Raw genomic sequence first — 24,805 nt, forward strand, 5'->3', positions numbered from 1 at the left:
AATTCTTCTTAGTCAAAAGGTGACAAAAGTAACAGCTTTTATCTCTTTTTTATTTGTTACTTTTTGTCCTAGTATATAGTTGTTATATTATAGATAAATTTATATTTACTAAATCCTATCTTTCTTCTTACTTCTGTCGGTAGATATATATAAATACATAGCCGGTACAATGAATATCGTTAATAGAGTAGAAATCATCATTCCTCCAATTACAGCCACTCCCATAGCCATACGCCCATTGGCTCCTTCGGCACTGGCAAATATTAAGGGTAACAATCCCAACACGGTAGAGAAGCTCGTCATAAGGATTGGTCGCAAACGTTGTACTGCAGCTCCCTGTATGGCTTCAAGTTTACTCATTCCTGCTTCTTGACGCTGATTTGCAAACTCCACAATAAGAATACCATTTTTAGCGACCAGCCCGATAAGCATAATAATTCCTATCTGGCTGAATATATTCATCGTTATATCTTTGATATACATAAACAAAAGAGCTCCGGCAATTGCAAGGGGTACTGTAAGCATAATAACAAACGGGTCTTTGAAACTTTCGAACTGTGCGGCAAGGATCAAAAAGATCAGTAATATAGCAAGTATAAATGCAAACATCAAACTGGAAGAGCTTTCGCTAAAATCCTTCGAATCTCCCGCCAATGCTGTTCGAAATGTATCATCAAGGGTTTCTTTCGCTATGCGATCCATTTCTTCCAACCCGGCGCCGATTGTTACTCCCGGAGATAGACCCGCGGATACTGTTGCAGACTTAAATCTGTTATACCTGTATAGCTGGGGAGGGGCAACACTTTCTTCTAAGCGCACAAGGTTATCCATCTGAATCATATTCCCTCCTAAGTTTTTAAGATAAATAGATTTCAGGTCGAGAGGTGTATTCCTTTGTTGGCGATTAATTTCCCCTAATATCTGATATTGTTTCCCATTCATATAAAAATAGCCCATACGTTGCCCACTTAGTGCATACTGCAACGTTTGTCCTATATCTCTGGTACTTACTCTTAGTATGGCGGCTTTATCTCTGTCTATGATAATACGGGTTTCAGGTTTCGTGAATTTGAGGTTTACATCGGCCATTTGAAACATTGGGCTCTCTTGTACTTTTCTCATAAATTGAGGGATGAATTCCTCTAACTTTTCAAGGTTGGTAGCTTGCAATACATATTGTATAGGCATACTCGATCGTCTTCCACCGAAGGTAGACTGTTGTTGCACAAATGCCCGTGCCTCTGTTTCTTTTCTTACAGCCTTTGTCAGTTCGTTGGCAATCTCCATTTGGCTTCTTTCTCTATCTTTAATATTGGGCAACATGAGGTTTATCATCCCGCCTCCCGTCCAGGCTCGCATTGTATTAATGAGACGTTCGGGTGCAACGGAATCAGCTATCACTCCAATCTTTTCTGTATAATTTCGATTAAATTCATAAGTAGAGCCTTCGGGTCCGCTGGTTCTTATTGTTATCTGTGAGCGGTCTTCCAATGGAGCCATTTCGGAAGGGATCGCACTGACTAAATAACCTATTCCTGCGAGTGTAAGGATTATGATAGGCCATATTATTATCTTATGTTTAAGGAAATGTTGCAAACCATTGTCGTAAGCTTTGGTCAACCATTGAAAGAAAGGATCTGTTTTACGGTAAAACCATCCCGCCTGATCTTTCTTCTTCAATAACTTGGTTGCAAGCATCGGTGTAAACGTAAGAGCTACAAATGCTGAAATAAGGACAGCTCCGGCAATAACAATACTAAATTCACGGAACAAACGTCCTGTCATCCCTTCAAGAAACACAATAGGGAAAAATACTGCAACCACAGAGACTGTTGTTGAGATAACGGCGAAGAATATTTCTTTAGAACCCTCTATCCCTGCTTGCTTGGGAGTCATACCTCCCTCAATTTTCAGATAGATGTTCTCTGTGACCACAATAGCATCATCGACTACCAATCCCACAGCCAGAACTACGGCCAACATGGATAAGACATTGATAGAGAATCCTGCAACATACATCACAAAGAAAGCTCCTACGAGTGATACGGGAATAACAACGCAAGGAACCAACGTCACACGCCAGTCGCGAAGGAAAAGGAATATTATGATAACGACCAATGCAAATGCTATATACACGGTTTCTTCCACTTCTGCTATCGAAGCCCTTATAAATTTAGTATTGTCGAAAGCAACATCAATTTTGACATCCTCAGGTAAGTCTTTCTTTAGTTGTTCGAGACGAACCATCGCTTCATCAGAAATTTCAATCTGATTGGCTCCCGGTTGTGGAATAATAACAGTACTTACAGCAGGAACACCATTGCGACGCATAATGCTCTTATAGTTTTCTGTACCCAGCTCCGCTGTACCTACGTCTCTAAACCTTACAACATTATAATTGTCTTCTTTGATAATCATATTGTTGAATTCTTCAGGAGTTTGCATCAACCCTAATGTTCGTATAGAAAGCTCAAGGTTATCGCCTTCTATGCTGCCGGAAGGCAATTCCACATTTTCTTTATCTACGGCACTTTTTACATCCATCGGGGTAATGCCATACGATGCCATTTTTACCGGATCGAGCCATAGTCGCATCGAATAGCGGTTTTGTCCCCAGATCTCTACAGCGCTTACATTGGGTATGGTTTGTAAACGCTCTTTTACTGTCAACTCAGCTATTTCACTTAGTTCGAGCAAAGAACGCTTTTCGCTTTGTATACTTATTTGTATAATCGGGTTGGCATCGGCATCAGCCTTCGATACAGTAGGAGGATCGCAGTCGCGAGGCAGATAACGTTGTGCCCGCGAGACTTTATCCCGCACATCATTTGCTGCTGTTTCGAGGTCTACAGATAATTCAAATTCCACTGTTATACGGCATGACCCCTGACTACTACTACTTGTCAAAGACCTGATGCCCGGTATTCCATTTATATTTTGTTCTAGTGGTTCTGTGATCTGATTCTCTATAATTTCGGCATTAGCCCCGGGATAACTCACGTCTACAGAAATAATGGGGTTATCTATATTGGGATATTCGCGCACCCCTAAATATGTATATCCGATCAATCCTAAAAGGAATATAATCAATACAAATACAGTGGCTAATACCGGGCGCTTTATACTTAATTCAGATATAGTCATCTTTTAGAGGTTTTGGATGTTTAGAAATCTACGATCTTAAATATCCGAAGCTATTATATAAATTGTTTTACTGATTGTTTTCTATAAAATTATCGATAATAACAGGCAAACCGTCACGCAATTGCATGACACCGGTTACTAAAAGAGTATCGTCAACATTTAATCCGTTTAATACCTGAACGGATGAAGCTGTACGCATACCTTTCTTTAGTACTATCTGGTGGGCTACGCCGTTCTTATATACGTATGCAATATCACGTCCCATTTCTGCTATCGTAGATAAACTAGGGATGACTAAAGTATTCTTTATCTCCTGTAATTTTATCTCAACATTAGTAGAGAGACCCGGTTTTAATCTTCCTCCGGGATTGGCATACAAAGCTCTGGCTTTTAGAGTGAGCGTTTGTCTATCGAGGTTAGACTCTACGGCATAAACTGTAGCTTGGTATTTGTTTAAATCATTATCGAATGTAAAGGTGAGAGGTGTTCCGGGCTTTACATTATTTACTTCTGATTCATTTACCGAAAACTCTATTTTTAATGGAGTTATTTTGGTTAGCCGAGATATTATTATAGAAGGTGAAGCATATGTTCCTTCACTCACTTGTCTCAAACCTATGATACCATCAAATGGAGCACGTAGTTCCGTCTGGGCTATTCTTGTTTTTACCAGTTCAATATCAGCCTTCAATTTTTCCAACTCTGTATTGACAGACTCGTAAGCTTCCTGACTTACAGCGTCTTTTGCCAACAATGCCTTTTGACGGTAAACTCTGTCTTCGGCAAGAGGTATTTGTGTTTGTAATTTCTTCAACTCTGCTTGTAGCGGTTTATCATTCACTTTGGCTAAAAGCTGTCCTTTTTTTACATTCGAACCCTCTTTGAAGTGTATTTCTGTTATCATACCTGATGTTTCGAATGATAGATCGACTTCCTCATCAGGGATCAATATACCTTTCACTCTGATGGTATTATCCAGATTACCGTATTTTAAGATCTGGGCATTAACATTCAGTATCGTACGATTGCTTGTCCCTTTATTTCCTGGTGGAGTTGGTGACGGATCGGTATTCGTTGTTAAAAGACCTTTGATCTTTGGGTAAAAAGCCATTCCGGCAATAAATAAAAGAATAATAATCAGAAGTCCTATTTTTGTTTTTTTGTTCATAGTAAATATTCTATTTTGGGCTTATAATACAGGTTTCCAAGAATACGATTTAAAATAGAAGGAAAGGTTTAATCTATCGGATGTATTTTAATTTTTGTTTACATTGCTAAACAAAAATTAAACAACTTATTCTTCTCTCCATTTTCTTTTGGCTCATCGTTTATTGAGAATGTTTTTTAAGTTTTGTGTCGATCTATTTTACAAATATAATATTTAAAATAGAAGTGTTACATGATTATAAAATGTCCTTAAAAAGTGATGTCTGAGAATGTCCTAAAAATAGTTATTTATTCAGATTCATTGCCTCTGTAATGGCTCAATATTCAAATGAGATAGTTATATTTGTAGAGTTTAAAAAATAACCTAAACATAAAGATACCTTATGAAGAAAGATATTTTTCATCTTAAGTCGAAACAACTAAAAGAAATAGCCCAGTCGCTCCAACACAAGGTAGAGGTTGGTCTGAGTAAAGAGAATGCCGAAATACAGTGTATTCCTACTTATATTATACCTAAAACAACCAGTGTGAACGGTAAGGCTACTGTTTTAGATTTAGGAGGAACTAACTATCGGGTTGCTGTAGTTGACTTCGTTGATGGTAAACCAACAATTCATCCTGAAAATGGATGGAAGAAGGATTTGTCTGTTATGAAAACTCCGGGTTTTACAGAAGAAGATTTGTTTAAAGAACAAGCCGATCCGATAGGAGAAATCAAACGTGATCAAGAAACTCCAATAGGATATTGTTTTTCTTATCCGGCTGAATCTCTGCAAAACGGAGATGCCAAGCTTCTTAGATGGACAAAAGGTGTTGACATCAAAGAAATGGTAGGAAAACCCGTAGGACAACCATTGGTAGATTATCTGAATCAACGTAATGATGTTAAATTCAATGGTGTAAAAGTAATCAACGATACAGTCGCAAGCTTATTTGCCGGACTTACTGATTCTAGTTATGATGCTTATATCGGGCTGATTGTTGGAACAGGTACAAATATGGCTACTTTTATCAACGCTGATAAAATAAAGAAACTAAATCCTGATTACAAGCTAAGCGGACTGATTCCTGTAAACTTAGAGTCTGGTAACTTTAACCCTCCTCATCTCACAGCTATCGATGATAAGGTAGATGCTTGCTCTGATGCAAAGGGTGCTCAACGTTTCGAAAAAGCTGTATCGGGTATGTATTTGGGAGAAATCCTAAAATCGGTTTTTCCGTGCGATGAATTCGAACAAAGATTTGATGCTCAGAAGCTGACTAATATTATGAATTATCCTGATATTCATAAGAAAAGATATGTAGAGATTGCTCGTTCAATATACGAAAGATCAGCGAAATTAGTTGCTGCATCTATCGCCGGATTGGTTTTGGTTCTTGTTTCACATGACCCATCTATCAAGAAAATAAGATTGGTAGCCGAAGGTAGCTTATTCTGGAGTGAATACAGAAAAGGCAAAAATTATAAAGATATGGTAATGTCTGAGTTACAAAAACTTCTTACAGAGTTTAATCATGGAGATGTTCATGTACATGTGGCTCAAATGGACAATGCAAATCTTATAGGTTCTGCTATAGCTGCTTTGTCGTAAACTAAAGATATAATAGCAAGTAGGGGTTTGGATGTTTCCAAATCCCTTTTTTCTTATAATCAATATCGGTTAAGTCACTTTTTATAAGTATTTTTGCCCTGCAAATAACTATTTGTCGTTTTATTTTATCTGGACTATTGTATGACTATGTTAGAAAAAGCAGTTGCCGCACTCCCTATAAAAGGATATCTGAATATGGAAATACCGAAAGGTATAAATCTGGTAGAAGAGATTAATAAAATGCGAAAAGAAAAGAATGCTATTATTCTTGCGCATTATTATCAGACAGGCGATATTCAGGATATAGCCGATTTTTTGGGAGACAGTTTGCAACTGGCACGTGCCGCCGAAAAAACAAATGCAGATCTGATTGTATTCTGCGGAGTGCATTTTATGGCCGAAACGGCTAAAATTTTGAATCCGACCAAAAAGGTAGTTCTTCCTGATTTATTAGCCGGTTGTTCTTTGGCCGACTCAGCGTCAGGGGAGGGGATTCGTGAAATGAAGAAGAAATATCCGAATGCCATCGTTGTGAGTTATATCAATTGTGACTCTACCGTTAAGGCTGAGAGCGATATAATTGTTACGTCATCCAATGCCGAGCACATCATAAACTCTTTGCCGGAAGATCAAGAAATTATATTTGCCCCAGATAAAAATCTGGGTAGATATATCAATCAAGTGACTGGACGAAATATGATACTTTGGGACGGCGCTTGTATTGTGCATGAAGCATTCTCTCTGGAACGGATTGCGCAGCAGATGTTAGAACATCCGAAGGCTAAACTTATAGCTCACCCCGAAGCTCAAAAACCGGTTTTGCAGGTAGCTCACTATATTGGCTCTACAGCCAACTTGCTCAACTATGTGGTGAATGATAGCAGTCAAGAATTTATTGTGGCTACAGAAGAAGGTATCTTACACGAAATGAGAAAACGCGCACCACACAAAACTCTAATTCCTGCACTGACGATTGATGATAAATGTAATTGTAGCGAATGTCATTTTATGAAATTAAATACAATGGAGAAATTGTATTTGTGTATGAAGTATGAGCAGCCGGAGATATTGATGGATGAAGAAATCCGACTAAAAGCATTGAAGCCTATAAATAGAATGTTGGAATTGTCTAAGGCTATTAAATAAACAAATAACAAAAAGTGATGATTTATGAATTGTGAGCACATAATGTTGTGTGTTTGTAATCCGTAATTTATAATTCATAACAAAGAATGATATATACTGATGTTTTGGTGATAGGTTCAGGAATATCCGGCCTGTCGTATGCTTTAAAAATAGCACAACAGAGACCCGATACTAGGATAACAATTATCACAAAATCAGACGATGAAGAGTCGAGTACCAAGTATGCACAAGGAGGGGTTGCTGTTGTAACCAATTTCGAAAAAGATAGCTTTGATAAGCATATTGAGGATACATTACGAGCGGGAGACGGCTTGTGTAAACGTGAAGTTGTAGAGATCGTAGTGAAAGAAGGCCCTGAGCGTATCCGCGAAATGGTGGAGTGGGGTGCTAATTTCGATAAAGACGAGTTTCAAAGTTATGATCTGGGACGTGAAGGCGGACATACCGAAAACAGGGTAGTGCACCATAAGGATATAACCGGAGCAGAAATAGAAAGAGCATTGTTGCAAGCTGTAGAGCGACTCGAGAATGTTACTTTGCTCAACCATCATTATGTTATCGATTTGCTTACCGAGCATCAAGTACCTCAATCCGAATTTGATAAGTATAACCTCCACTGCTATGGAGCATACGTATTGGATATGAAAGCCAGCAGGATCATTAAAATGACAGCAAAAATTACACTAATGGCTACCGGAGGATGTGGGCATGTATACAAAAACACTACAAACCCGACTATAGCTACAGGTGACGGTATTGGCTTGGCTCATCGTGCAAAAGCCAGAATCAGCAATATGCAATTTATACAGTTTCACCCGACTGCATTCTATAGTAATACGACCGGTCAACTACCTTTAATATCGGAGGCTGTAAGAGGCTTTGGAGCTAAATTGCGTACTGCTTCAGGAGAGCCATTTATGCATAAATACGATGATCGGGAAGAGCTGGCATCACGGGATATTGTAGCACGAGCCATTGATAATGAAATGAAGCTGCGTGGAGACGATTATGTTTGTCTGGATTGCCGACACTTAGACCAACGAAAGTTTCTCGAACATTTTCCAAATATCTATAAGCAATCTAAAGATGAAGGGCTGGACATGTTCATGGATTTGATTCCTGTAGTACCGGCGAGCCATTATCTATGCGGAGGAATCGATGTCGATTCATTTGGACAAAGTACTATAAAGAATATGTTTGCTGTCGGTGAATGTTCGAATACCGGACTTCACGGTGCAAATCGTTTGGCTTCCAATTCTTTACTTGAAGCTCTCGTTTTTGCACATCGTGCAGCTATCAAAACAATAGAACGCTTGCATGAAGATAATTTTAATTATGATCATCTTCTAAAAATTCCGGAATGGAATCAGGAGGGGATGCGAGTGAACGAAGAAATGGTTTTGCTAAATTATCTTCGAAAAGAATTGCAGACATTGATGAGTGATCTTGTTGGCATTGTGCGCAGCAATGCCCGTCTCAAAATGGCAAAGCAGAAAGAAGAAGAAATATACAAGTCTGTAAAAGAAATATATAAATTTTCGATATTATCGCCGCAACTTTCAGAATTAAGAAATCTGGCTAGTGTGGCTTATCTGATTATAACCCAAAGTATAGAACAAACCGAGAATAGAGGTACATTTTATAATAAAGATTTAGATATTCATGAATAGACCTTCATACGTAACTGATAGTAGATTATATCATTTTATTGATGAGGCCATCAAAGAAGATATTGGCGACGGAGATCACTCTACATTGGCCAGTGTGCCTGCTGATCTTCAACAAAGAGCACATTTGATCATAAAACATGACTGTATCTTAGCCGGAGTTGATCTGGCTCGCGAGATATTTCATTATTATGATAAAAATCTGAAAATAGAAATCCTCAAAAATGATGGGGATCAAGTAAAAGAAGGCGAGATCGCATTTATCGTATCAGGTGCGGCTCGGTCGATTCTCACAATGGAACGCTTAGTCCTAAATTGTATGCAGCGTATGAGCGGAATAGCTACATATACGCATCGGATGGTAGAGTTGCTGGCAGATACAAATACACGTATTCTGGATACCCGAAAAACGGCTCCAATGTTCCGTATGTGTGAGAAGTGGGCTGTGTATATCGGCGGTGGTCAAAATCATCGTTTCGGCCTTTTTGATATGATTATGCTAAAAGACAATCATAACGATTATGCCGGAGGAATAACCAATGCTGTAGAGGCCACAGTGAAATACTTGAAAGAGAACAATAAAAATCTCCGAATAGAGGTAGAAACACGCAACCTGAAAGAAGTAGAAGAGGCCTTGGCTACAGGTGCTGTGGACGTTATTATGCTCGATAATATGTCTTTATATGAAATGAGTGCTGCTGTAAAACTGATAAATGGCAAAGTAAAGGTTGAAGCCTCGGGGGGTATTACAGAAGATATGGTGCATGATATAGCTAAGACCGGAGTTGATTATATTTCTTCGGGAGCAATTATATATTCTGCTCCAAATATTGATTTAAGCCTTAAAGCATTTTAATTTTTATCTGAATTGCCATGAAAGCAGAAGATATTCTATCCTTACGTCTATCAAACCATCAGCTGGATGGTTCATTCGTGGGCGAAGCATACGAGTTGGTTTCGTGGATGGGAGCTATTCAGGCACAAGACTATAATATGGCGAAATGGGGCATCGGCATGCGTATACCCGAGATTACCGATCAGAAGATTGAAGCGGCTTTGGACAAAGGTGATATTTTGCGCCTCCATATCTTACGTCCTACGTGGCATTTCGTATCGAAGGACGATATATACTGGATGCTATATTTGAGTGTTCCCAGAGTGAAAACTGCAATGCGATCTTATGATAAGGATCTGGGACTTACCGAAGCATTTATAGCCCGTACAAATTCAATTATAGAAAATGCACTTCAGGGAAATTCATTAACACGCCAAGAGCTGAAAGATGTAATAAATAGAGCAGGTATAGATGCTGATAATAGAACCGTTAATCATATAATGATGCATGCCGAGTTGGATGGCGTTGTATGCAATGGAGAGATGAAAGGCAAAAAACAGACGTATGCTTTATTGCAAGAAAAAGTTCCCAAAATGACCAATCAGTTCGATAGAGATGAATGTCTGTATAAATTAGCGTTCAAATATTTCAGGAGTCATGGCCCTGCTACTTTACACGATTTTATTTGGTGGTCGGGATTGACTACAGCAGAAGCCAGACAAGGAATAGCTCTGATAGGTAATGATTTTATTCATGAAATAATAAATGATCAGACATATATTTTTCACAGAGACTCTAAACTCGTCAGCAGTGATAATTTGATCAATCTTTTACCTGCTTTTGATGAATTTACAGTTAGCTATAAGGATAGAAAAGAAAGTCTGCATATAGACCATCACCATAAAATAATAACAAGTCCGGGAATATTCAGACCTGCTATCAGCCTTGACGGCAAAGTTATCGGTACTTGGAAAAAATCATCAAAAAAGAATGAAACTCTTGATACCGAATTCTTTTACGCATCAAGTAAGAAAACGCACAATTTGGTTACTAAAGCTATCGAAGGATATAAAAAATACCTACTTTAAGTATATATCATATACACTACAAATACAACATAAAATGTAAAAGTAAGGAAGATAAAGAAGCTATTTATTCCTATCAGAACAAAAGATTTTAAATTCGATACGAATCTGTTTTCTTCAAAAAACACCCTGTTTCCTCTGAAAAAATAGAATGTTACGTATAGCGTAGCAAAAGAATATAAAAGAAAATAGAATGTGGTATTTAAGTTTAACCAATCGAACAGACAGCTTAGAGTCGTTGCTATAGTTATCGTTAGCAAGGTCGTAGAAAAGAAATGTAATGTAAAGACAGCACTGTCGAAATAATATTTTTTCTTTTTATTATGGAACAACCATAGCCAAAAGGCAAAGAGAGGCATATATATAAAGAGAACTTTGGGGATGTTGTGAATGAAAAACTCGATAGCTTTTTCTCCTTTTTCTTTATCTTTTACATTTTTTAATATACCTGCTATAAATTGTTTTGTCTCATTCTCTGTCTTTTCATCTACACCCGAATTATTAATTTTATCTTCTATCTTGCTGACTTTCTCCGGTATTTTAGCCTCATTAATGAGATTTTTTTTATTTACGTCCAGCTTTGCTATAATCGTATCTAAAGAGTCACTATTTACATTTTCGCTGATCTCTTTTTGTATTTTTTCTTTGTTAGGTGCTGATACTTCAGGAAGGAGAGGGGGGATAAAAAAGGCAATGAAACTGATGAATATATAAAGAGTAAAAGGGTTCACATACGATTTTCGTTTTCCATTCATATACTCCAATGAGAGTTTACCGGGAGAAAGAAACAGATATTTTGCTGTTCTCCAAAATGAACTGTCGTAATGCAAAAAATCGAAAACAAAATGAGTAAATACATGATGGAAAGATTGCCTGCTTTCGCTGTTTTCTTGTCCACATTTAGGACAGTAGTGCTGTTCAACAAAAGCTCCACAATTTTGACAAGTCTTGTTGATCCTGATTTTATGTTTACTCATAGTTCAAAAAAAGCTATTATAGTTATTTGCTGAATCGATAGGTGATACCTAGTGTACCGTATATATTGTAGAACGTGAATTTAATAGGATTTGATCCCGAATAAAAATAAGGAAGAAGCCCCCAGGTAAAACTGCCATAAAACCCGATACGATTATTTAAGCGATATTCTCCTCCTGCTAATAGTCCAAAATCATAGTCACGAGAGTCGTCCCCAAAGTCGAATGTTGCACCCTCTCCGCTTATTTCTTGTTTCTGACCTACCGGAGAGTCTATTCTGATGTATCCATCATTTACATATCCGTCAAATGTGGATGAAAGGGTTTTTGCTGCATATACGCCCAGTTTCACTTGCCATTTGTCATTGAATCGGTATGTGCCATATATTGGTATGGTAAGATAAGTCATATCTACATTTGTTACATTCTTTCCTACAAAGTAACCTGTAAGCTTTTCGCTCCCTTCGGTCAGAGTAACACTTGTGTACATGTACTTCACGTGATCGGAAACTCGCATCCCTTTCCAATCGAGACTTAGTCCTGTACCTACACCCCATCGTTCGTTGAGTTTATAGACTAGATTGAATCCTAATTGAGGGTTGAATTTTGGGTTGTAACTATTAATCTCTCTTACTTCAGCCGGAATAGGCACAGGAGCAGTTGCTCCCATATTAAACCCTAGGATAAAGCTCAGATCAAATATTTTGTTATCAGAATTCTGCGCTGAAATATTATTACTTATCATTAATACTGTTGCAAGTACTAGGATGATGTTATATTTTAATCTCATCAGATATATTCTTATTTTATAGGATCACATACTAGTTCAAGATCATCAGCAATAAGAGTACTGCCTACAGCTCCCTGATATTCGTTTCCATCTTTGCTTGATGCTAAAACAATGGTAAGACGATAATCATTCTTCGTAAAATCGAGTTCTTCTTTATATCTGAATGGTATAGAAAAATGTATAAACCCATTGTTAGCTGGCGTTTCCACTATACTTTCGTCAGTATGAGACCATTTGGCTGTTCCTACAACTCTAGGCGATGTAAGAATTGATTCCCCATCAAGAAATTCTTCGTTTGCAGGAGCACCTTTACTCACTTTAAATATTATAGCATACATCGACAGCGAATCTGTTCTGTTTGATATAACTTTTCCATCTTTGCCTGTAAAAATATCGCCCGGTGTATATTTGTAGTAGCCATTGAACATGATTGGTTTACCATTTTCTTTCGGATGAGCCTGTCCCAATATTAGTGATTTTAGAGGGTTAGACATATTCGCGGAAAAAGCTCCTCTAAAAAGTGATCCCGAAAAAATAGGGTAGTCTATTCCAAAAACCTTTGTGCCTTTTATTGTGCGTAGTATCGCAGCATATTTTCCCTTAACACAGTCGGTCGTTTTATCGGTAGGATAATGATCCAACTTTAATGATCCGGTGCCTACCAAAATAGATAGTCCCGAGTTTGCATTACTCCATAATAGATCACTTAAAATCGGATACGGTGCTTTTTCTGTACCCGCTGTTGTCCATTCTTCGAACGTATTTTTGAGACTAATCTTGGAGGTTACTGTTACAGTATATGTTTTTGTATACTTCCCATCTTCGGAAGTTACTGTATACATAACATTTTTTCCATTCGAAAAATCTTGAGAAGTTCCCGATTTTGGTTCGATCGTAGCACCCGCAGTAACTTCAATTATTGGTGTAAGGTGTGAGTAATCAGCATTGTCAGAAACGAAAAGCTGAACAGTATGCTCTGTTATAGCGCGAGTGATAAATACTCCATCTTCAACTTTCATATCTATAATGTCCGCCTCCATATTTAGCGGCTCATCTTTTATGCATGAAGTAATACTTAGCATACACAAGATAAATAGTGATAGATTCTTAATATTCATAAATTATTCTAAAAGAAACGATGATAAAGTTACACAATGATTTTGTGGCAGAAGTTTTTAGTTTTGTAAATTAATGCTTTTTAACGCTAAAATCTTCTGAGATAATTTATCATATTTCCTTCTGAGAATATGATATAGTTCCCGAATAGAGTCACTTCCTAGTAGTATATTTCAGTAGGAGTACTACTTAGTTCAACGTATAGGTTTTCATTTTTGACTGAAAAACGTACTTTGTTTTCCTTCGAGAGCCAACCTAATGCAAGAAGTATCAACGAATTTTTGTAATGTGTTAATTCTTCAATTTCCTGAACCGACATTTTGCCTCTTTCTGACAGATACTGCCAGATAGCTGTGGCGTTTATACGAATATCTTTTTTTAGCATGGCGAATAGTTTTAGTTTGGTTAAATAAAGCATATCTTATATGTAAATATACTAATTTTAATTGATTAACGTGACAACTAAGCCTCCTAATATTGTACCAAAACCACAATTTACCCAAGATTCAGCTGAAAGGGGATATGTTCCCCAATAACATGCAAAATAGTACCAATAGATATATGAGGCTATGAAACCGATCAACATACCTATCAGTACAATTTTGTTATGCAATATAAATTGTAATATATCTTTCATTATTGATTAAGCTAAAGAATATAGACCCGCATGACTTGTTTCAGGCAGTATAACGGATTCTTCTTGTACACTTGGAAATACCGCTTCCCTAATAGCTCTGGCAAACATATTGTTTATTTTATGTCCCGGACAATTAGCTATAACTTTTCCCTTTATAAAACGACCGACTAAGGCTAAATCACCTACAATGTCTAACAATTTATGTCTAGCCGGTTCATTTGGATAAAGCAAAGGCTTGTTCATGATATATCCTAGCTTTGTAGAATCTTTTCTTTTTGCTCCCAGCATGTCAGCTAATAGATCGAACTTTTCTTGCTCTATTGGCTTATCGTATATAACAATAGCATTATCCAAATCTCCACCTTTCACTAAGTTATTATTGAGTAGAGATTCAATTTCTTTTACAAACACAAATGTTCGTGCAGAAGCAAAATCTTTTGGAAACTCAGATAGGTCATGCATTGTTGCATCTTGCCTTTTTAGGAATGTAGAGTTGAAGGATATATGTGATTCTATACTAAAAGACTCATCCGGAATTAGTATCATTGACGATCCGGTGGCTTTATCTACAACCTTAATTTTTTTGCGTTTTATTGAAATATATTCTCTTGCTGTATTCTGTATTTCTGTACCGACTTCTTTTATTTTGCTTACATACAAAATAGAGCTTCCATCTAATATCGGGAATTCAGGTCCATCTACATCTATCAGGCAATTGTCTATTTCGCATGCGTATAATGCAGCCATAGCATGTTCTACGGTGCTCACATTAACACCATTGGCTGATACTACAGTTCCTCTTTGTGTTGCCGTAACGTTCTCTGCCAAAGCATTTATTATCGGTTTTCCCGGTATATCTACACGTCTGATCTTATATCCAAAATTTTCAGGTGCGGGGTTGAATGTGATATGTATATTTAGTCCTGTATGCAATCCTTTCCCTTGTAAGGAAAAACTGTTTTTTAAAGTACGTTGATAAACCATAATAATATTTCTTTAATTTTATATTTAGGGAATCTTGATCAGGCATGAGCCTGCAGAATATCCCCCGCCGAAGACCGAAATGCATATCAGATCTCCCCGTGCGATTTTTTTTATATTTTGTGCCAATACCAATAGGGCACCTGTTGAGCCGGTGTTGCCTAACTCTTGAATATTCGTTAATACCTTTTCTTCGGGTATTGCTAGTTGTTTCGCAACATTCTTTAATATTCTCATATTAGCCTGATGTCCTATAAAAAAGGTTAGATCATCTAACGAATATCCGTTGATTTCGACTATATCCTTCGTGTTTTGCGCCATATATGTGCAAGCCTGCATAAAAACATCCTTGCCATGTGGCATTTTCAAACCATCTCCTTTCGGATCAAGATACACTGCTCTCGAAGCTAATCCTATATGACCTAATCCTTGTGTTGTGATATCTATAATCTGAGGATCTTTTTCTGAATAGGACTCGGTTGAAAAAAAGTAAGCCGTAGCTCCGTCTCCCCACAAATGTCCTGATACGCAATCTGTATCATCCGAATATGTTGAGTTCCGATCGGCACAGATAAGCAATGCTTTTTCGGCTATCTGCGATGCGAAGAAAGAATATATGATTTCTATCGCATTGAGTCCCGATGAACATGCTGATGATACAAAGAATACTTTTGCATTTGATATATTGTATTTGCGCTGTACATAATGCCCTGTTGTAACAATTGTATCGCTAGGTGTATATGATGCAAAAATTATCAGATCTATATCTTCTATTTTGTAGGGAAGATCGGGTAATGCCGACTCTATGGCTTTGCTAGACATATAGTCTATCGTTTCTTCCTGCGAAGCTCTTGAACGAGTTAAGATTCCTGTACGTTGACTTATCCAATCGCTTGTTAATCCGTTTATTTCGGTGAAATAATCGTTTGGAATCCTTGTTTTCGGGACGTAATATCCTATTGAGTTAATAAACATATTAGTGTGTTGTTTTATACTACCTACAACTATTTAGCAATCCTACTATAGATAATTTCCAGATTGGAGGTTGGAACTAAACCCATAATGCGACTTATTTCTTCTCCATTTTTAAGTATCAAAGTACAAGGAACCCCGGATATATTATATTTTTTATATAATTCGGAGTTCTTGTTTACTTCCGATCTGTAAAACTTACTGTTTTTGTTTGTTAGCTGATTTATATTATGCATCATTTTACCACAAATATTCGAGTCTTCTTTGTAAAAAATAATAGACACAATCTCAGTCGAATTTTCTATTTCAGACAAATCATATATTTCTTCTATTTGCGCAATCTCATTTTCAATAGAGTATGAGTTCCCGTTTATAGATATTAGTCCGATAATGTTTACCAGAATAAAAAAAAGGATGAATAGTAGAACAAAATGCCATGTTTTGAAACGAAATTTTTTTAATTCAAACATTCTTAAAAGAAATTATAGAAATTAGGTTTTATACAAATACCTACTCTTATATTCATCGTGTATTGATTGTAGCCGAGGAGACTCTCTCCGTACCCTTGGTAGAAACGAGCAAATAAATACTGGTTTGACCTGTCTGACATTTTAAATGCAGCGGTGAGAGTTGTATTTACATTACCCCATCCTTTCCGCGGATTGATATCTGCTGAAAGCCACCAGCGATGTTTATCACTTGTGTAGTTGACCGATACAAAGCCGAGTCCTCTATAATCTAGCAAATCTTTATTATTCCCCCCGTCTACATATGGAATCCAAACTTCCCCAGAAATATTGAATCGGGCGTTGAAATAATATTTCATAGATAAACTTAAATAGTTCCAACTTCTGGATTCTTCTTCATCACGCCCGTTGGATTCATGTTTCAACTGTACGAAGGCGGCACCAACTACTCTGTCTTTATACAATATATACTTTCCAAGCCCTACACCCGGATTGTAGTTTGTATCCCTGAATGGACTTGATTGAGCATATATGTTCCAAAATGATTTTTGTGTATAAGTTAAATACAAAAATGATTTGAAAGGTAGGATACTCCTGGTCAGTCGTTGTCTTATACTTAGCTGGAAAGTTACATCAGCAGAGTTTTCTGAAATTTTCTCATCCAGTGGTACCCCCGTAACAAAATAGGTGTCTCTATATACGGCGAATGCAGGCATCCGGTCTGCCATTTTTATAGCATCCCTCTCAGATATTTCTAAATGCCTTGGACGAAAAATGTGAGGGTCTTTCATTGCACTGTCGTACTGCTGACGTATGCTATCGTTGCCTAAATACATTAAATCTGTATCATTTTGAGCAAGTAGTGTAACTGATGAAATAATAAATATTATAAATATATAGCTTCTTAACATGAGGTAATTAGTATTATAAATTGTCTAATGATGATGAGTATATAAATGAATTCTCTTTTCTGAGCGTTGTCTTGATATTTTTTTCTATGTTGCTGTTTTTATAATGAACATTCATTCACATTTCATTGTTCATCAACGCTATACTTTTATTAGGCTATATAAATAACGCATTACTTCCATCCTCCGATTCATATCCTGCATTACATTAATAGCGAATGATGAATCGTTACAATCTCTGTCAGAGGTTTCTTTCACACTTGTATTATTAAACAAGATAGCTAAGATATCGATGTCTATATCATCCTTAATTTCACCTGCTTTTATACTGTTTCGCATAGCATCTTTCCATGACTCCAAAGATCGATTGTTTATTATTTTGAAGCGTTCCAAGAAATTGGGATAATGCTTACCGGCCTGTATTACAAGAGCTGTATAATTTAAGAAAATAGTATGAGTAACTCCTGCTCTGGTAAAAGCATTGACAAATATTTTTTGTCGCCTATGCATTACTTCTATAAATTTTTCTAAAGAGTATGTATGCTTATCCATATTGTGCTGCAACTTATCGAATATCTTAAAGAAATATTCGTCAATAACAGCGTTAAAAAGCTCTTCTTTATTTTTAAAATAGCGATACAACGCACCCCTAGACATCTGTAATTCTTCTTGTAAGACAGATATTGAAGCACTATCATAGCCTTTATTCATGAAAACATCAAAGGCTCTCCTTAATATATATTCTCTACTATATTTCATTATTTTAGTTAAAAATAAAAGACGTGAACGATCGTTCACGTTGCAAAGATCATGATAAAATTTAAAAATGCAATATCTTTTTTGTTAAAAAATATTTTGCAAATGCTTAGGTTTGGATATGCAATCAATAAGATTAGCGATAATCTTATTGATTGCTAGAGTATAATGGAGGGTGATTATTTGTCACGATAAAAATCGTGGATGGAGAGGGGATTTAAAAAAAATGTTTGTTAAGAAAATCCATGAATTTACTTTTATATGATTCGGAGACAGGAATATATTCTTTCCCGAAAACGATACAATTTCGTTCTATTGTTTTTATTTTTTTCAGATTGACAATAAAAGAACGATGTACTCTCATAAATAAATTACTTGGCAGTTTTTCTTCAAGCGATTGCATACTCATTAAAGAGCTAATTGGTTCTTTTTGATTTTCGAGATGGAACTTCACATAATCTTTCTGGTTCTCTATATACAGAATATTATCAAAATCTATTTTTTCCATTCTGTAACCCGATTTTATAAATATACTTGTTGTTGAATGGGATATATTTGCCATTTTGAACCATTCTAGTGCTTTGTTTGTTGCCTGTAAGAAATCTGTGTAGTTGATTGGTTTGAGTAAGTAGTCCAAAGCGTTTACACGGAAGCCTTCAACTGCATATTGATCATATGCTGTAGTGAAAATTATACGCGTGGATGCATGTATTGTTTTTGAAAACTCAAGCCCATTGATCTGAGGCATATTGATATCAAGAAATAGTAGATCTATCTGTCTCTCATTTATTGTGCTAATAGCAGATAGTGCACTATTAAATGTTCCAACTAGTTCCAGATAAGATGTTTTTAAGACGTATGATTTTAGTAAATCGATAGCCAAAGGTTCATCGTCTATTATTATACATTTGAGAGTCATGCTGTTATTTCTGTTTTTTTGAAATCTATCCTCAATAATGTAAAGAAGCGATCAGAGCGTTTTTCTGCGATGAATTCATATCTGTCGGGATATAACAACTCCAACCTCTTTGTTAGATTTACAAGTCCGATTCCTGAATTATGAGTTTCCATATTTTCAGCTTTTTCAATCAAGCTGTTTTCTACAGTGCATAAAACACCTTTTCCCGGATCAACCAAGATACTTATATTAATGAAGCTATTATCTCCATTGTTTATTCCGTGTTTAAAAGCATTCTCAATAAGTGTAATAAACATCAGGGATGCAATCAGATCTTTGCTTCCTGCGCTATTTATTTCAACATTGAGCTTTACCGTAGAACTAAGACGAAGTCGCATCAAATCGATATAGTTTTTTGTGAATTCCAGTTCTTTATCCAATGGTACAAATTTCTGATCATTATCATACATAACATATCTCAGCAAGTTGCTCAAGCGATGTACTGCATTCTGAGCTCTGTTTTGATCTATGGCAATAAGCGAGTATATGTTATTTAATGTGTTGAATAGAAAATGAGGATTCAGCTGACTTCTAAGATTTCGCAAATCCGCTTCTAATTGTACGCTTTTTACTTTCTCGAAGGTGATAGAATCTTTATACCAACGGGCTGTCATTTTTATGGCAACACTAAGACCAATAAGAAAGAAAATAGACATATAGTCTATAATAAATTTCATCAAAGGAGGACCTCCGGGACCACCTCTTCGATGTTCTTCCATTCGTGGAAATTCTCTTGGATGTTCCTGCATATTGACAGGTATGGAAAAAGCGAGCAGGTCTGATATTACTGTTTGTAATGCAACAATAATGATAACAAACACAATATTTATACTTATATAGGTAATAATCTTACGGTTGAATAAAAATTTCTCTATTAAGTATAAATAATTGAGGTAGAACAGTATCGCTAGTAGCGCAACACGTATGCAATAATTGTAGAAAGGCTTGATATCAAATACCCCTTCTCTTGACATCAGATAGGTCGGAACAATTAAAACAATTGTCCAGATAAGTACATGTGGAAATATTCTTATAAAGTTTTTCATCGTTATTCGTATCTGAGTGCGTCTATAGGGTCGAGGGTCGATGCTTTTTTTGCCGGATACCACCCAAAAAATATTCCGGTAGCGGTACATACTATAAAAGACAAAGCTATAGTATAAACTTGAATATCGATAGGCCATGCTAAAATATTTTTCACAATATATGCACTGCCAATACCAATGATCACGCCTATAACGCCTCCTGTAACGCTCAATAGTATAGATTCTATAAGGAATTGCATCAATATATCAAATCCCTTGGCTCCGATAGACATTCGCAAACCTATTTCCCTTGTGCGCTCTGTTACCGATACATACATGATGTTCATAATACCGATGCCACCAACAAAAAGAGATATTCCGGCAATACATGCCAGCAAGATAGTCATCATGTCTGTTGTAGAACTCATCATAGTTATTAGTTCCTTTTGCGATCGTACATTGAAGTCATCTTCCTGATTTCCTGTTATTTTATGTTGTTGCCGCATTATATTTTCTATACTCGAAATGGCTTGATCTGTAGCATCTTCGCTAACCGCCGAAACCGATATGGATTGTATATAAGTTATTGCCAATATACGCTTTTGTACAGTAGTATAAGGTGATATCATCAGGTCATCCTGATCCATTCCCATTGTATTATCCCCTTTTGATGTTAATACGCCGATGACTTTGAATGGAATTTTATTGAAACGTATTGTTTGCCCTACAGGATCTTCTCCATTCGTGAATAGGTTATCAACTACAGTTTGTCCGATCACGCATACTTTTGCAGACGTCTTCACATCGGCATCGGTAAACATCTCTCCTTGTGCTATTGTATATTTGCGGATATCAAGAAAAGAAGGATTTACTCCATAGATAGATGTTGGAGCATTATTTGCTCCAAAAATCACTTGCCCCGAAGATTGAACTTCCGGCGATGCTGCAGAAATGAATTCTGCCTGATCTACTATTGCCTGATAATCTTCCATCTTTAATGTTTGCATACTGGAAGAGCTTTGACGCACACCACCAAATTGTCCGGTTCCGGGACGTATATTTATCATATTAGAGCCCATTGTGGAAATCTGATCCTGTATACTTTTTTTAGATCCTTGACCTATTGCAAGCATCGTAATAACGGCAGCTACACCGATAATTATACCAAGCATAGTAAGGAATCCCCTAAACTTATTACCGCTAAGGGCTCGTAATGCTATTTTAAAGAGATTGATGAAATTCATTTTAATATATCAGTTTTCTACTGGTAATTTAGCGAGAAATTCTTTTGCCGATTGAATATTTATGTTCCTTGTATCTTCCTTAATACGTCCGTCTCGTATAACAATATTACGACTGCTAAATGCCGATATTTCGGGGTTGTGTGTAACGAATATAATAGTACGTCCTTCGGAGTGTAACCGCTGCATCAGTGATAATATTTCGAACGAAGTACGAGTGTCCAAATTCCCTGTTGCTTCGTCTGCTAATATGATAACAGGCTCGTTCACTAATGCTCTGGCAATGGCTACCCGTTGCATTTGCCCTCCCGACATTTGATTCGATTTATGATTCAGTCGGTCTCCCAGTCCTACATCTTGCAAAGCCTTTATGGCTCTCTGGTGACGATCTTTTGCCGATATATCCGGATTGTACATTAATGGTAACTCTACGTTTTCAACAGCTGTTGTTTTTGCCAGTAAATTGTAAGACTGAAATATAAATCCAATCTTACGATTGCGGAGAGTTGCTCTTTCATTTTTACCCATTTTGCGTACAGAAATCCCATCCAAATAATATTCACCATCGGACGGTGTATCTAAACAGCCCAGTATATTCAATAAAGTAGATTTACCCGAGCCGCTTGTACCCATGATTGTGACAAATTCGCCTTCGGATATACTAAAGTCTATTCCCCTCAAAGCATGAACCGTTTCATCACCAACAATATAGTTTCGCTTCAGGTTTTCAACTCTTATAATTTCTTTAGTCATTACGTTATTTTTTCTTATTGTCTTCGGGGCGTTTTGGCATAAAAGGGCTAGATTCTCCATTTCCATTCGTTTGCCCTTCGGGTTTATCACCATTTGTCTTTTGTGATACTCCGGTTACAACTTCCTCTCCTACATGTAGACCTTCTATTATAGCTGTATGTATGCCGTCGGTTTTACCAATAACAATATGTTTAGGTAATAGCTTATCACCTTCCTTTACCCATACTATTTTCTGAGTTTTATCATTATTAGGATCAACAGGACCTCTTTGTTCTGATACCTTTAACCCTTCTATATCTTTCATTACTTCGGGTGCAGGGTTGAAACGTAAAGCTTTTGAAGGAATCAATAGTAAGTCTTTTTCTTCCATTGTATAGATGTTTACGTTTGCTGTCAGCCCTGGTTTTAATTTGAGGTCAGGGTTGGGTGCATCTATTACAACTTGATATGTAACTACGTTGGATGTAGTTGTTGCTTCCAGTCTTACCTGCACTACTTTCCCTTGAAATTCGTCTTCGGGAAAAGCATCCACAGTAAAAGATACTCGTTGTCCCTCTTTTACTCCGCCTATATCTGCTTCATCTACATTGGCTATTACGCGCATCTTGGTCAGGTCGTTTGCGATGGTGAAAAGAGTCGGAGTGCTGAATGATGCAGCTACCGTTTGTCCTTGTTCTACAGCACGGGAAACAACTACTCCGTCTATTGTCGAAGTAATAGTTGCATAGCCAAGATTGGTTTGAGCCTTTAATACGGCTGCTTTGGAAGATGTTACAGCCAGTTGAGCGGTTTTGTATGTCGATTCGGCATTTTCCCAATCAACCTTGCTGATCGCTTGTTTTTCCCAAAGGCTTTTTTGCCTCTCATAATTTTTCTTTTGAAGATCCAGATCTACTTGTCTCGATTGAAGTGCTGCATTAGCATTTTCCAGTTCAGATGCGAGTAGGCGTTTATCCAGTTCGGCAAGTACTTGTCCGGCCTTGACCTCCGAATTGTAATCCACATATATTTTAGATATTACACCCGAAACCTGTGTACCTACTTCTACTAGGGTAATGGGTTCTATTGTTCCTGTCGCTGTGATGGCTATAGAAAGGTTCCCTTTGTCTACCTTAGCTGTTGTTAATGTAGTTATTGTCTTTTTCCCTTGTGGGAATATAAGAAAAGCTATACAGCATAAAGTGAGTACTATAGCTCCTATTATCAGATATTTCTTGGATTTTCTTTTCATCATTATCTTATTAAAGCGTTAATTCTTGTCCTTGATAGAAATTTAGTAATTTCAAACTTAGCAATGCTGTATATTTGGCTTGCAGTAAAGACTGTAAAGCATTGGCATAATTGTTTTTCTCGGTAGTGAGTTCTACTGTATTGCGCATTCCTAATGAATATTGCTCTAGTACGAGCTGATAACTCAATTCCGAAGATTTTACTTGATCCTTAGCTGCTCTATACTTGCTTTGCCCCGATACTGCATCTTGGTATAAGGTTTCTATCGTCTTTAATAATGTTTTTTCTGTATCTATCAAGTCTAGTTGAGCTGTCTGTATGTCGAGCTCTGCCTTTTTTACGTTTGACTTGTTTTGTTTATTATCGAAAATAGGCACACTAAGCGTAAGCCCTATAGACTGATTGAAATTTCGTCCTATTTGTGTTGCAAAGGAGGGTGAATTATTAAATATATTACCGGTGCCCATACTTCCTGTAACAGAAACAGTAGGTAGATAGCCTGCCTTTGCAGATGATTTACTGAGATTAGCCAGCTGTATATTTAATTTGCTATTTGCTACTTCGGGCATTATATTTAGAGCTCTTCTGTAAACTTCGTATTTTGAAGGAATAAATAATAGTATATCTTCGTCATTTATCTCAGGAAATACAATGTCTATCTCTTCATCATAATCTAATTCGAGCAATTGTTTCAGTTGTAACTTATAACTTTCGTAAGAACTTTGTGCTTGTACAAGATTGTATTTGTCGGAACTATATTGAGCTTCCACCTGAGCATATTCACTGTGTGTAATACTTCCTGCATCAAGAAACTCTTTGCTCTGTTTCAATTGCTCTTCATCCGATGCTACAATATTCTCGTTGTTTTTTATCGACTCTCTACTATATAAAATTTGTAAATAAGCCTGTGTAATAGATATCTCAGTCTGATTACGGATATTTTCTGTATTTAGGTTTTGAGCTTCTTTTTTTAGTTGAGCTTGTTTAATATTATTCTTATTTTTTCCACCATTGTATACTGTCCAGTTTGCATTTAATGTATATTGCCCATTGAACAATCCTTCATAATGATAATTCCCGGCACCATCCGGTGACTGAGAGTTTGTGTATCGCTGCGAAACACTTCCGCTTAAACTCGGAAACAATGCAGCCTTCGATTGCGAAATATCTACATTGTAACTTTCTGTAGTGATAATGGACTTCTTTACTTGGATGTTTTCTTGTCTGGCATAGTCTATGCACTCTCTTAATGTCCATTTTTTTTGAGAGAAAGCAGCAACCGGAATGAAGAGTCCGGTTACTGCCATTACTAAACCTAACAAATTTTTAGTAAAATAAATGCTCATCTTTAAATTGTATCT

Annotated in this window: 23 protein-coding genes; 5 read left to right on the top strand and 18 right to left on the bottom strand. The window is 36.8% G+C overall.

Going from position 1 to position 24,805, the window contains the following annotated elements:
• Positions 1 to 108: 108 nt before the first annotated feature.
• Positions 109 to 3,144: an efflux RND transporter permease subunit gene (locus QOX35_RS15080; protein ID WP_283687634.1), complete on the bottom strand. Its 3,036-nt coding sequence runs from the start codon at positions 3,142 to 3,144 to the stop codon at positions 109 to 111.
• Between the two features lie 67 nt (positions 3,145 to 3,211).
• Positions 3,212 to 4,312 carry an efflux RND transporter periplasmic adaptor subunit gene (locus QOX35_RS15085; protein ID WP_283687636.1) on the bottom strand — a complete coding sequence of 367 codons (1,101 nt, stop codon included), beginning with the start codon at positions 4,310 to 4,312 and terminating at the stop codon, positions 3,212 to 3,214.
• A gap of 382 nt (positions 4,313 to 4,694) precedes the next feature.
• Between QOX35_RS15085 and QOX35_RS15090 the strand changes: the two genes are divergently transcribed.
• From QOX35_RS15090 to QOX35_RS15110, 5 genes are all read left to right on the top strand, one after another.
• Positions 4,695 to 5,903, top strand: coding sequence for a hexokinase family protein (locus QOX35_RS15090; RefSeq protein ID WP_283687637.1), 1,209 nt, complete (start codon positions 4,695 to 4,697; stop codon positions 5,901 to 5,903).
• Positions 5,904 to 6,044: 141 nt separating this feature from the next.
• On the top strand, positions 6,045 to 7,049 hold the full coding sequence (gene nadA / locus QOX35_RS15095) for a quinolinate synthase NadA (RefSeq protein WP_283687638.1): 1,005 nt from the start codon (positions 6,045 to 6,047) through the stop codon (positions 7,047 to 7,049).
• Between the two features lie 86 nt (positions 7,050 to 7,135).
• Positions 7,136 to 8,719: an L-aspartate oxidase gene (gene nadB, locus QOX35_RS15100; RefSeq protein WP_283687640.1), complete on the top strand. Its 1,584-nt coding sequence runs from the start codon at positions 7,136 to 7,138 to the stop codon at positions 8,717 to 8,719.
• Positions 8,712 to 9,572 carry a carboxylating nicotinate-nucleotide diphosphorylase gene (gene nadC / locus QOX35_RS15105; RefSeq protein ID WP_283687641.1) on the top strand — a complete coding sequence of 287 codons (861 nt, stop codon included), beginning with the start codon at positions 8,712 to 8,714 and terminating at the stop codon, positions 9,570 to 9,572. The genes nadB and nadC overlap by 8 nt, the downstream gene beginning before the upstream one ends.
• A 17-nt stretch (positions 9,573 to 9,589) precedes the next feature.
• The gene (locus QOX35_RS15110; RefSeq protein WP_283687642.1) at positions 9,590 to 10,639 is read left to right on the top strand and encodes a winged helix DNA-binding domain-containing protein; all 1,050 of its coding nucleotides are present in this window, start codon (positions 9,590 to 9,592) and stop codon (positions 10,637 to 10,639) included.
• Here the strand turns inward: QOX35_RS15110 and QOX35_RS15115 are convergent.
• From QOX35_RS15115 to QOX35_RS15190, 16 genes are all read right to left on the bottom strand, one after another.
• Positions 10,636 to 11,613 (bottom strand): DUF3667 domain-containing protein, encoded by a 978-nt coding sequence (locus QOX35_RS15115; RefSeq protein ID WP_283687643.1) that lies wholly within the window; start codon positions 11,611 to 11,613, stop codon positions 10,636 to 10,638. The two genes, QOX35_RS15110 and QOX35_RS15115, sit on opposite strands and share 4 nt — an antisense overlap.
• A gap of 22 nt (positions 11,614 to 11,635) precedes the next feature.
• Entirely contained in the window at positions 11,636 to 12,400 is a 765-nt protein-coding gene (locus QOX35_RS15120; RefSeq protein WP_283687644.1) for a porin family protein, read from the bottom strand.
• A gap of 11 nt (positions 12,401 to 12,411) precedes the next feature.
• On the bottom strand, positions 12,412 to 13,518 hold the full coding sequence (locus tag QOX35_RS15125) for a PCMD domain-containing protein (RefSeq protein WP_283687645.1): 1,107 nt from the start codon (positions 13,516 to 13,518) through the stop codon (positions 12,412 to 12,414).
• Positions 13,519 to 13,676: 158 nt separating this feature from the next.
• The gene (locus tag QOX35_RS15130; protein ID WP_135104478.1) at positions 13,677 to 13,901 is read right to left on the bottom strand and encodes a winged helix-turn-helix domain-containing protein; all 225 of its coding nucleotides are present in this window, start codon (positions 13,899 to 13,901) and stop codon (positions 13,677 to 13,679) included.
• Between the two features lie 57 nt (positions 13,902 to 13,958).
• Positions 13,959 to 14,153, bottom strand: a complete 195-nt coding sequence (locus tag QOX35_RS15135; protein WP_135104402.1) for a hypothetical protein — start codon at positions 14,151 to 14,153, stop codon at positions 13,959 to 13,961.
• A 6-nt stretch (positions 14,154 to 14,159) separates the two neighbouring features.
• Positions 14,160 to 15,137 (bottom strand): UDP-3-O-acyl-N-acetylglucosamine deacetylase, encoded by a 978-nt coding sequence (locus QOX35_RS15140; protein ID WP_283687646.1) that lies wholly within the window; start codon positions 15,135 to 15,137, stop codon positions 14,160 to 14,162.
• A gap of 24 nt (positions 15,138 to 15,161) precedes the next feature.
• Positions 15,162 to 16,109: a 3-oxoacyl-ACP synthase III family protein gene (locus QOX35_RS15145; protein WP_283687648.1), complete on the bottom strand. Its 948-nt coding sequence runs from the start codon at positions 16,107 to 16,109 to the stop codon at positions 15,162 to 15,164.
• Between the two features lie 29 nt (positions 16,110 to 16,138).
• Complete coding sequence (locus QOX35_RS15150) at positions 16,139 to 16,576, bottom strand: thioredoxin family protein (protein WP_283687649.1); 438 nt, start codon at positions 16,574 to 16,576, stop codon at positions 16,139 to 16,141.
• A gap of 2 nt (positions 16,577 to 16,578) precedes the next feature.
• A complete protein-coding gene (locus QOX35_RS15155; RefSeq protein ID WP_135104406.1) occupies positions 16,579 to 17,484 on the bottom strand; it encodes a phospholipase A in 906 nt (301 codons plus the stop codon).
• A gap of 138 nt (positions 17,485 to 17,622) precedes the next feature.
• Positions 17,623 to 18,240 (bottom strand): TetR/AcrR family transcriptional regulator, encoded by a 618-nt coding sequence (locus tag QOX35_RS15160; RefSeq protein ID WP_135104407.1) that lies wholly within the window; start codon positions 18,238 to 18,240, stop codon positions 17,623 to 17,625.
• A gap of 214 nt (positions 18,241 to 18,454) precedes the next feature.
• Complete coding sequence (locus QOX35_RS15165) at positions 18,455 to 19,156, bottom strand: LytR/AlgR family response regulator transcription factor (protein WP_283687650.1); 702 nt, start codon at positions 19,154 to 19,156, stop codon at positions 18,455 to 18,457.
• Entirely contained in the window at positions 19,153 to 20,241 is a 1,089-nt protein-coding gene (locus QOX35_RS15170) for a sensor histidine kinase (RefSeq protein ID WP_283687651.1), read from the bottom strand. The genes QOX35_RS15165 and QOX35_RS15170 overlap by 4 nt, the downstream gene beginning before the upstream one ends.
• Before the next feature lie 2 nt (positions 20,242 to 20,243).
• Entirely contained in the window at positions 20,244 to 21,464 is a 1,221-nt protein-coding gene (locus QOX35_RS15175) for an ABC transporter permease (RefSeq protein ID WP_135104410.1), read from the bottom strand.
• A gap of 9 nt (positions 21,465 to 21,473) precedes the next feature.
• Entirely contained in the window at positions 21,474 to 22,214 is a 741-nt protein-coding gene (locus tag QOX35_RS15180) for an ABC transporter ATP-binding protein (RefSeq protein WP_283687653.1), read from the bottom strand.
• Between the two features lie 4 nt (positions 22,215 to 22,218).
• Positions 22,219 to 23,448 carry an efflux RND transporter periplasmic adaptor subunit gene (locus tag QOX35_RS15185; RefSeq protein WP_283687654.1) on the bottom strand — a complete coding sequence of 410 codons (1,230 nt, stop codon included), beginning with the start codon at positions 23,446 to 23,448 and terminating at the stop codon, positions 22,219 to 22,221.
• A gap of 7 nt (positions 23,449 to 23,455) precedes the next feature.
• Positions 23,456 to 24,790: a TolC family protein gene (locus QOX35_RS15190; protein ID WP_283687655.1), complete on the bottom strand. Its 1,335-nt coding sequence runs from the start codon at positions 24,788 to 24,790 to the stop codon at positions 23,456 to 23,458.
• Positions 24,791 to 24,805 lie beyond the last annotated feature (15 nt).

Origin of the sequence: Dysgonomonas sp. Marseille-Q5470 (genome assembly GCF_951230145.1) — a bacterium.
Classification (GTDB): domain Bacteria; phylum Bacteroidota; class Bacteroidia; order Bacteroidales; family Dysgonomonadaceae; genus Dysgonomonas.

Bases quoted from the DNA above. Each gene is read 5' to 3' on its own strand.
- QOX35_RS15080 (WP_283687634.1), bottom strand. From the start codon at position 3,144: ATGACTATATCTGAATTAAGTATAAAGCGCCCGGTATTAGCCACTGTA.
- QOX35_RS15085 (WP_283687636.1), bottom strand. From the start codon at position 4,312: ATGAACAAAAAAACAAAAATAGGACTTCTGATTATTATTCTTTTATTT.
- QOX35_RS15090 (WP_283687637.1), top strand. From the start codon at position 4,695: ATGAAGAAAGATATTTTTCATCTTAAGTCGAAACAACTAAAAGAAATA.
- nadA (WP_283687638.1), top strand. From the start codon at position 6,045: ATGACTATGTTAGAAAAAGCAGTTGCCGCACTCCCTATAAAAGGATAT.
- nadB (WP_283687640.1), top strand. From the start codon at position 7,136: ATGATATATACTGATGTTTTGGTGATAGGTTCAGGAATATCCGGCCTG.
- nadC (WP_283687641.1), top strand. From the start codon at position 8,712: ATGAATAGACCTTCATACGTAACTGATAGTAGATTATATCATTTTATT.
- QOX35_RS15110 (WP_283687642.1), top strand. From the start codon at position 9,590: ATGAAAGCAGAAGATATTCTATCCTTACGTCTATCAAACCATCAGCTG.
- QOX35_RS15115 (WP_283687643.1), bottom strand. From the start codon at position 11,613: ATGAGTAAACATAAAATCAGGATCAACAAGACTTGTCAAAATTGTGGA.
- QOX35_RS15120 (WP_283687644.1), bottom strand. From the start codon at position 12,400: ATGAGATTAAAATATAACATCATCCTAGTACTTGCAACAGTATTAATG.
- QOX35_RS15125 (WP_283687645.1), bottom strand. From the start codon at position 13,518: ATGAATATTAAGAATCTATCACTATTTATCTTGTGTATGCTAAGTATT.
- QOX35_RS15130 (WP_135104478.1), bottom strand. From the start codon at position 13,901: ATGCTAAAAAAAGATATTCGTATAAACGCCACAGCTATCTGGCAGTAT.
- QOX35_RS15135 (WP_135104402.1), bottom strand. From the start codon at position 14,153: ATGAAAGATATATTACAATTTATATTGCATAACAAAATTGTACTGATA.
- QOX35_RS15140 (WP_283687646.1), bottom strand. From the start codon at position 15,137: ATGGTTTATCAACGTACTTTAAAAAACAGTTTTTCCTTACAAGGGAAA.
- QOX35_RS15145 (WP_283687648.1), bottom strand. From the start codon at position 16,109: ATGTTTATTAACTCAATAGGATATTACGTCCCGAAAACAAGGATTCCA.
- QOX35_RS15150 (WP_283687649.1), bottom strand. From the start codon at position 16,576: ATGTTTGAATTAAAAAAATTTCGTTTCAAAACATGGCATTTTGTTCTA.
- QOX35_RS15155 (WP_135104406.1), bottom strand. From the start codon at position 17,484: ATGTTAAGAAGCTATATATTTATAATATTTATTATTTCATCAGTTACA.
- QOX35_RS15160 (WP_135104407.1), bottom strand. From the start codon at position 18,240: ATGAAATATAGTAGAGAATATATATTAAGGAGAGCCTTTGATGTTTTC.
- QOX35_RS15165 (WP_283687650.1), bottom strand. From the start codon at position 19,156: ATGACTCTCAAATGTATAATAATAGACGATGAACCTTTGGCTATCGAT.
- QOX35_RS15170 (WP_283687651.1), bottom strand. From the start codon at position 20,241: ATGAAAAACTTTATAAGAATATTTCCACATGTACTTATCTGGACAATT.
- QOX35_RS15175 (WP_135104410.1), bottom strand. From the start codon at position 21,464: ATGAATTTCATCAATCTCTTTAAAATAGCATTACGAGCCCTTAGCGGT.
- QOX35_RS15180 (WP_283687653.1), bottom strand. From the start codon at position 22,214: ATGACTAAAGAAATTATAAGAGTTGAAAACCTGAAGCGAAACTATATT.
- QOX35_RS15185 (WP_283687654.1), bottom strand. From the start codon at position 23,448: ATGATGAAAAGAAAATCCAAGAAATATCTGATAATAGGAGCTATAGTA.
- QOX35_RS15190 (WP_283687655.1), bottom strand. From the start codon at position 24,790: ATGAGCATTTATTTTACTAAAAATTTGTTAGGTTTAGTAATGGCAGTA.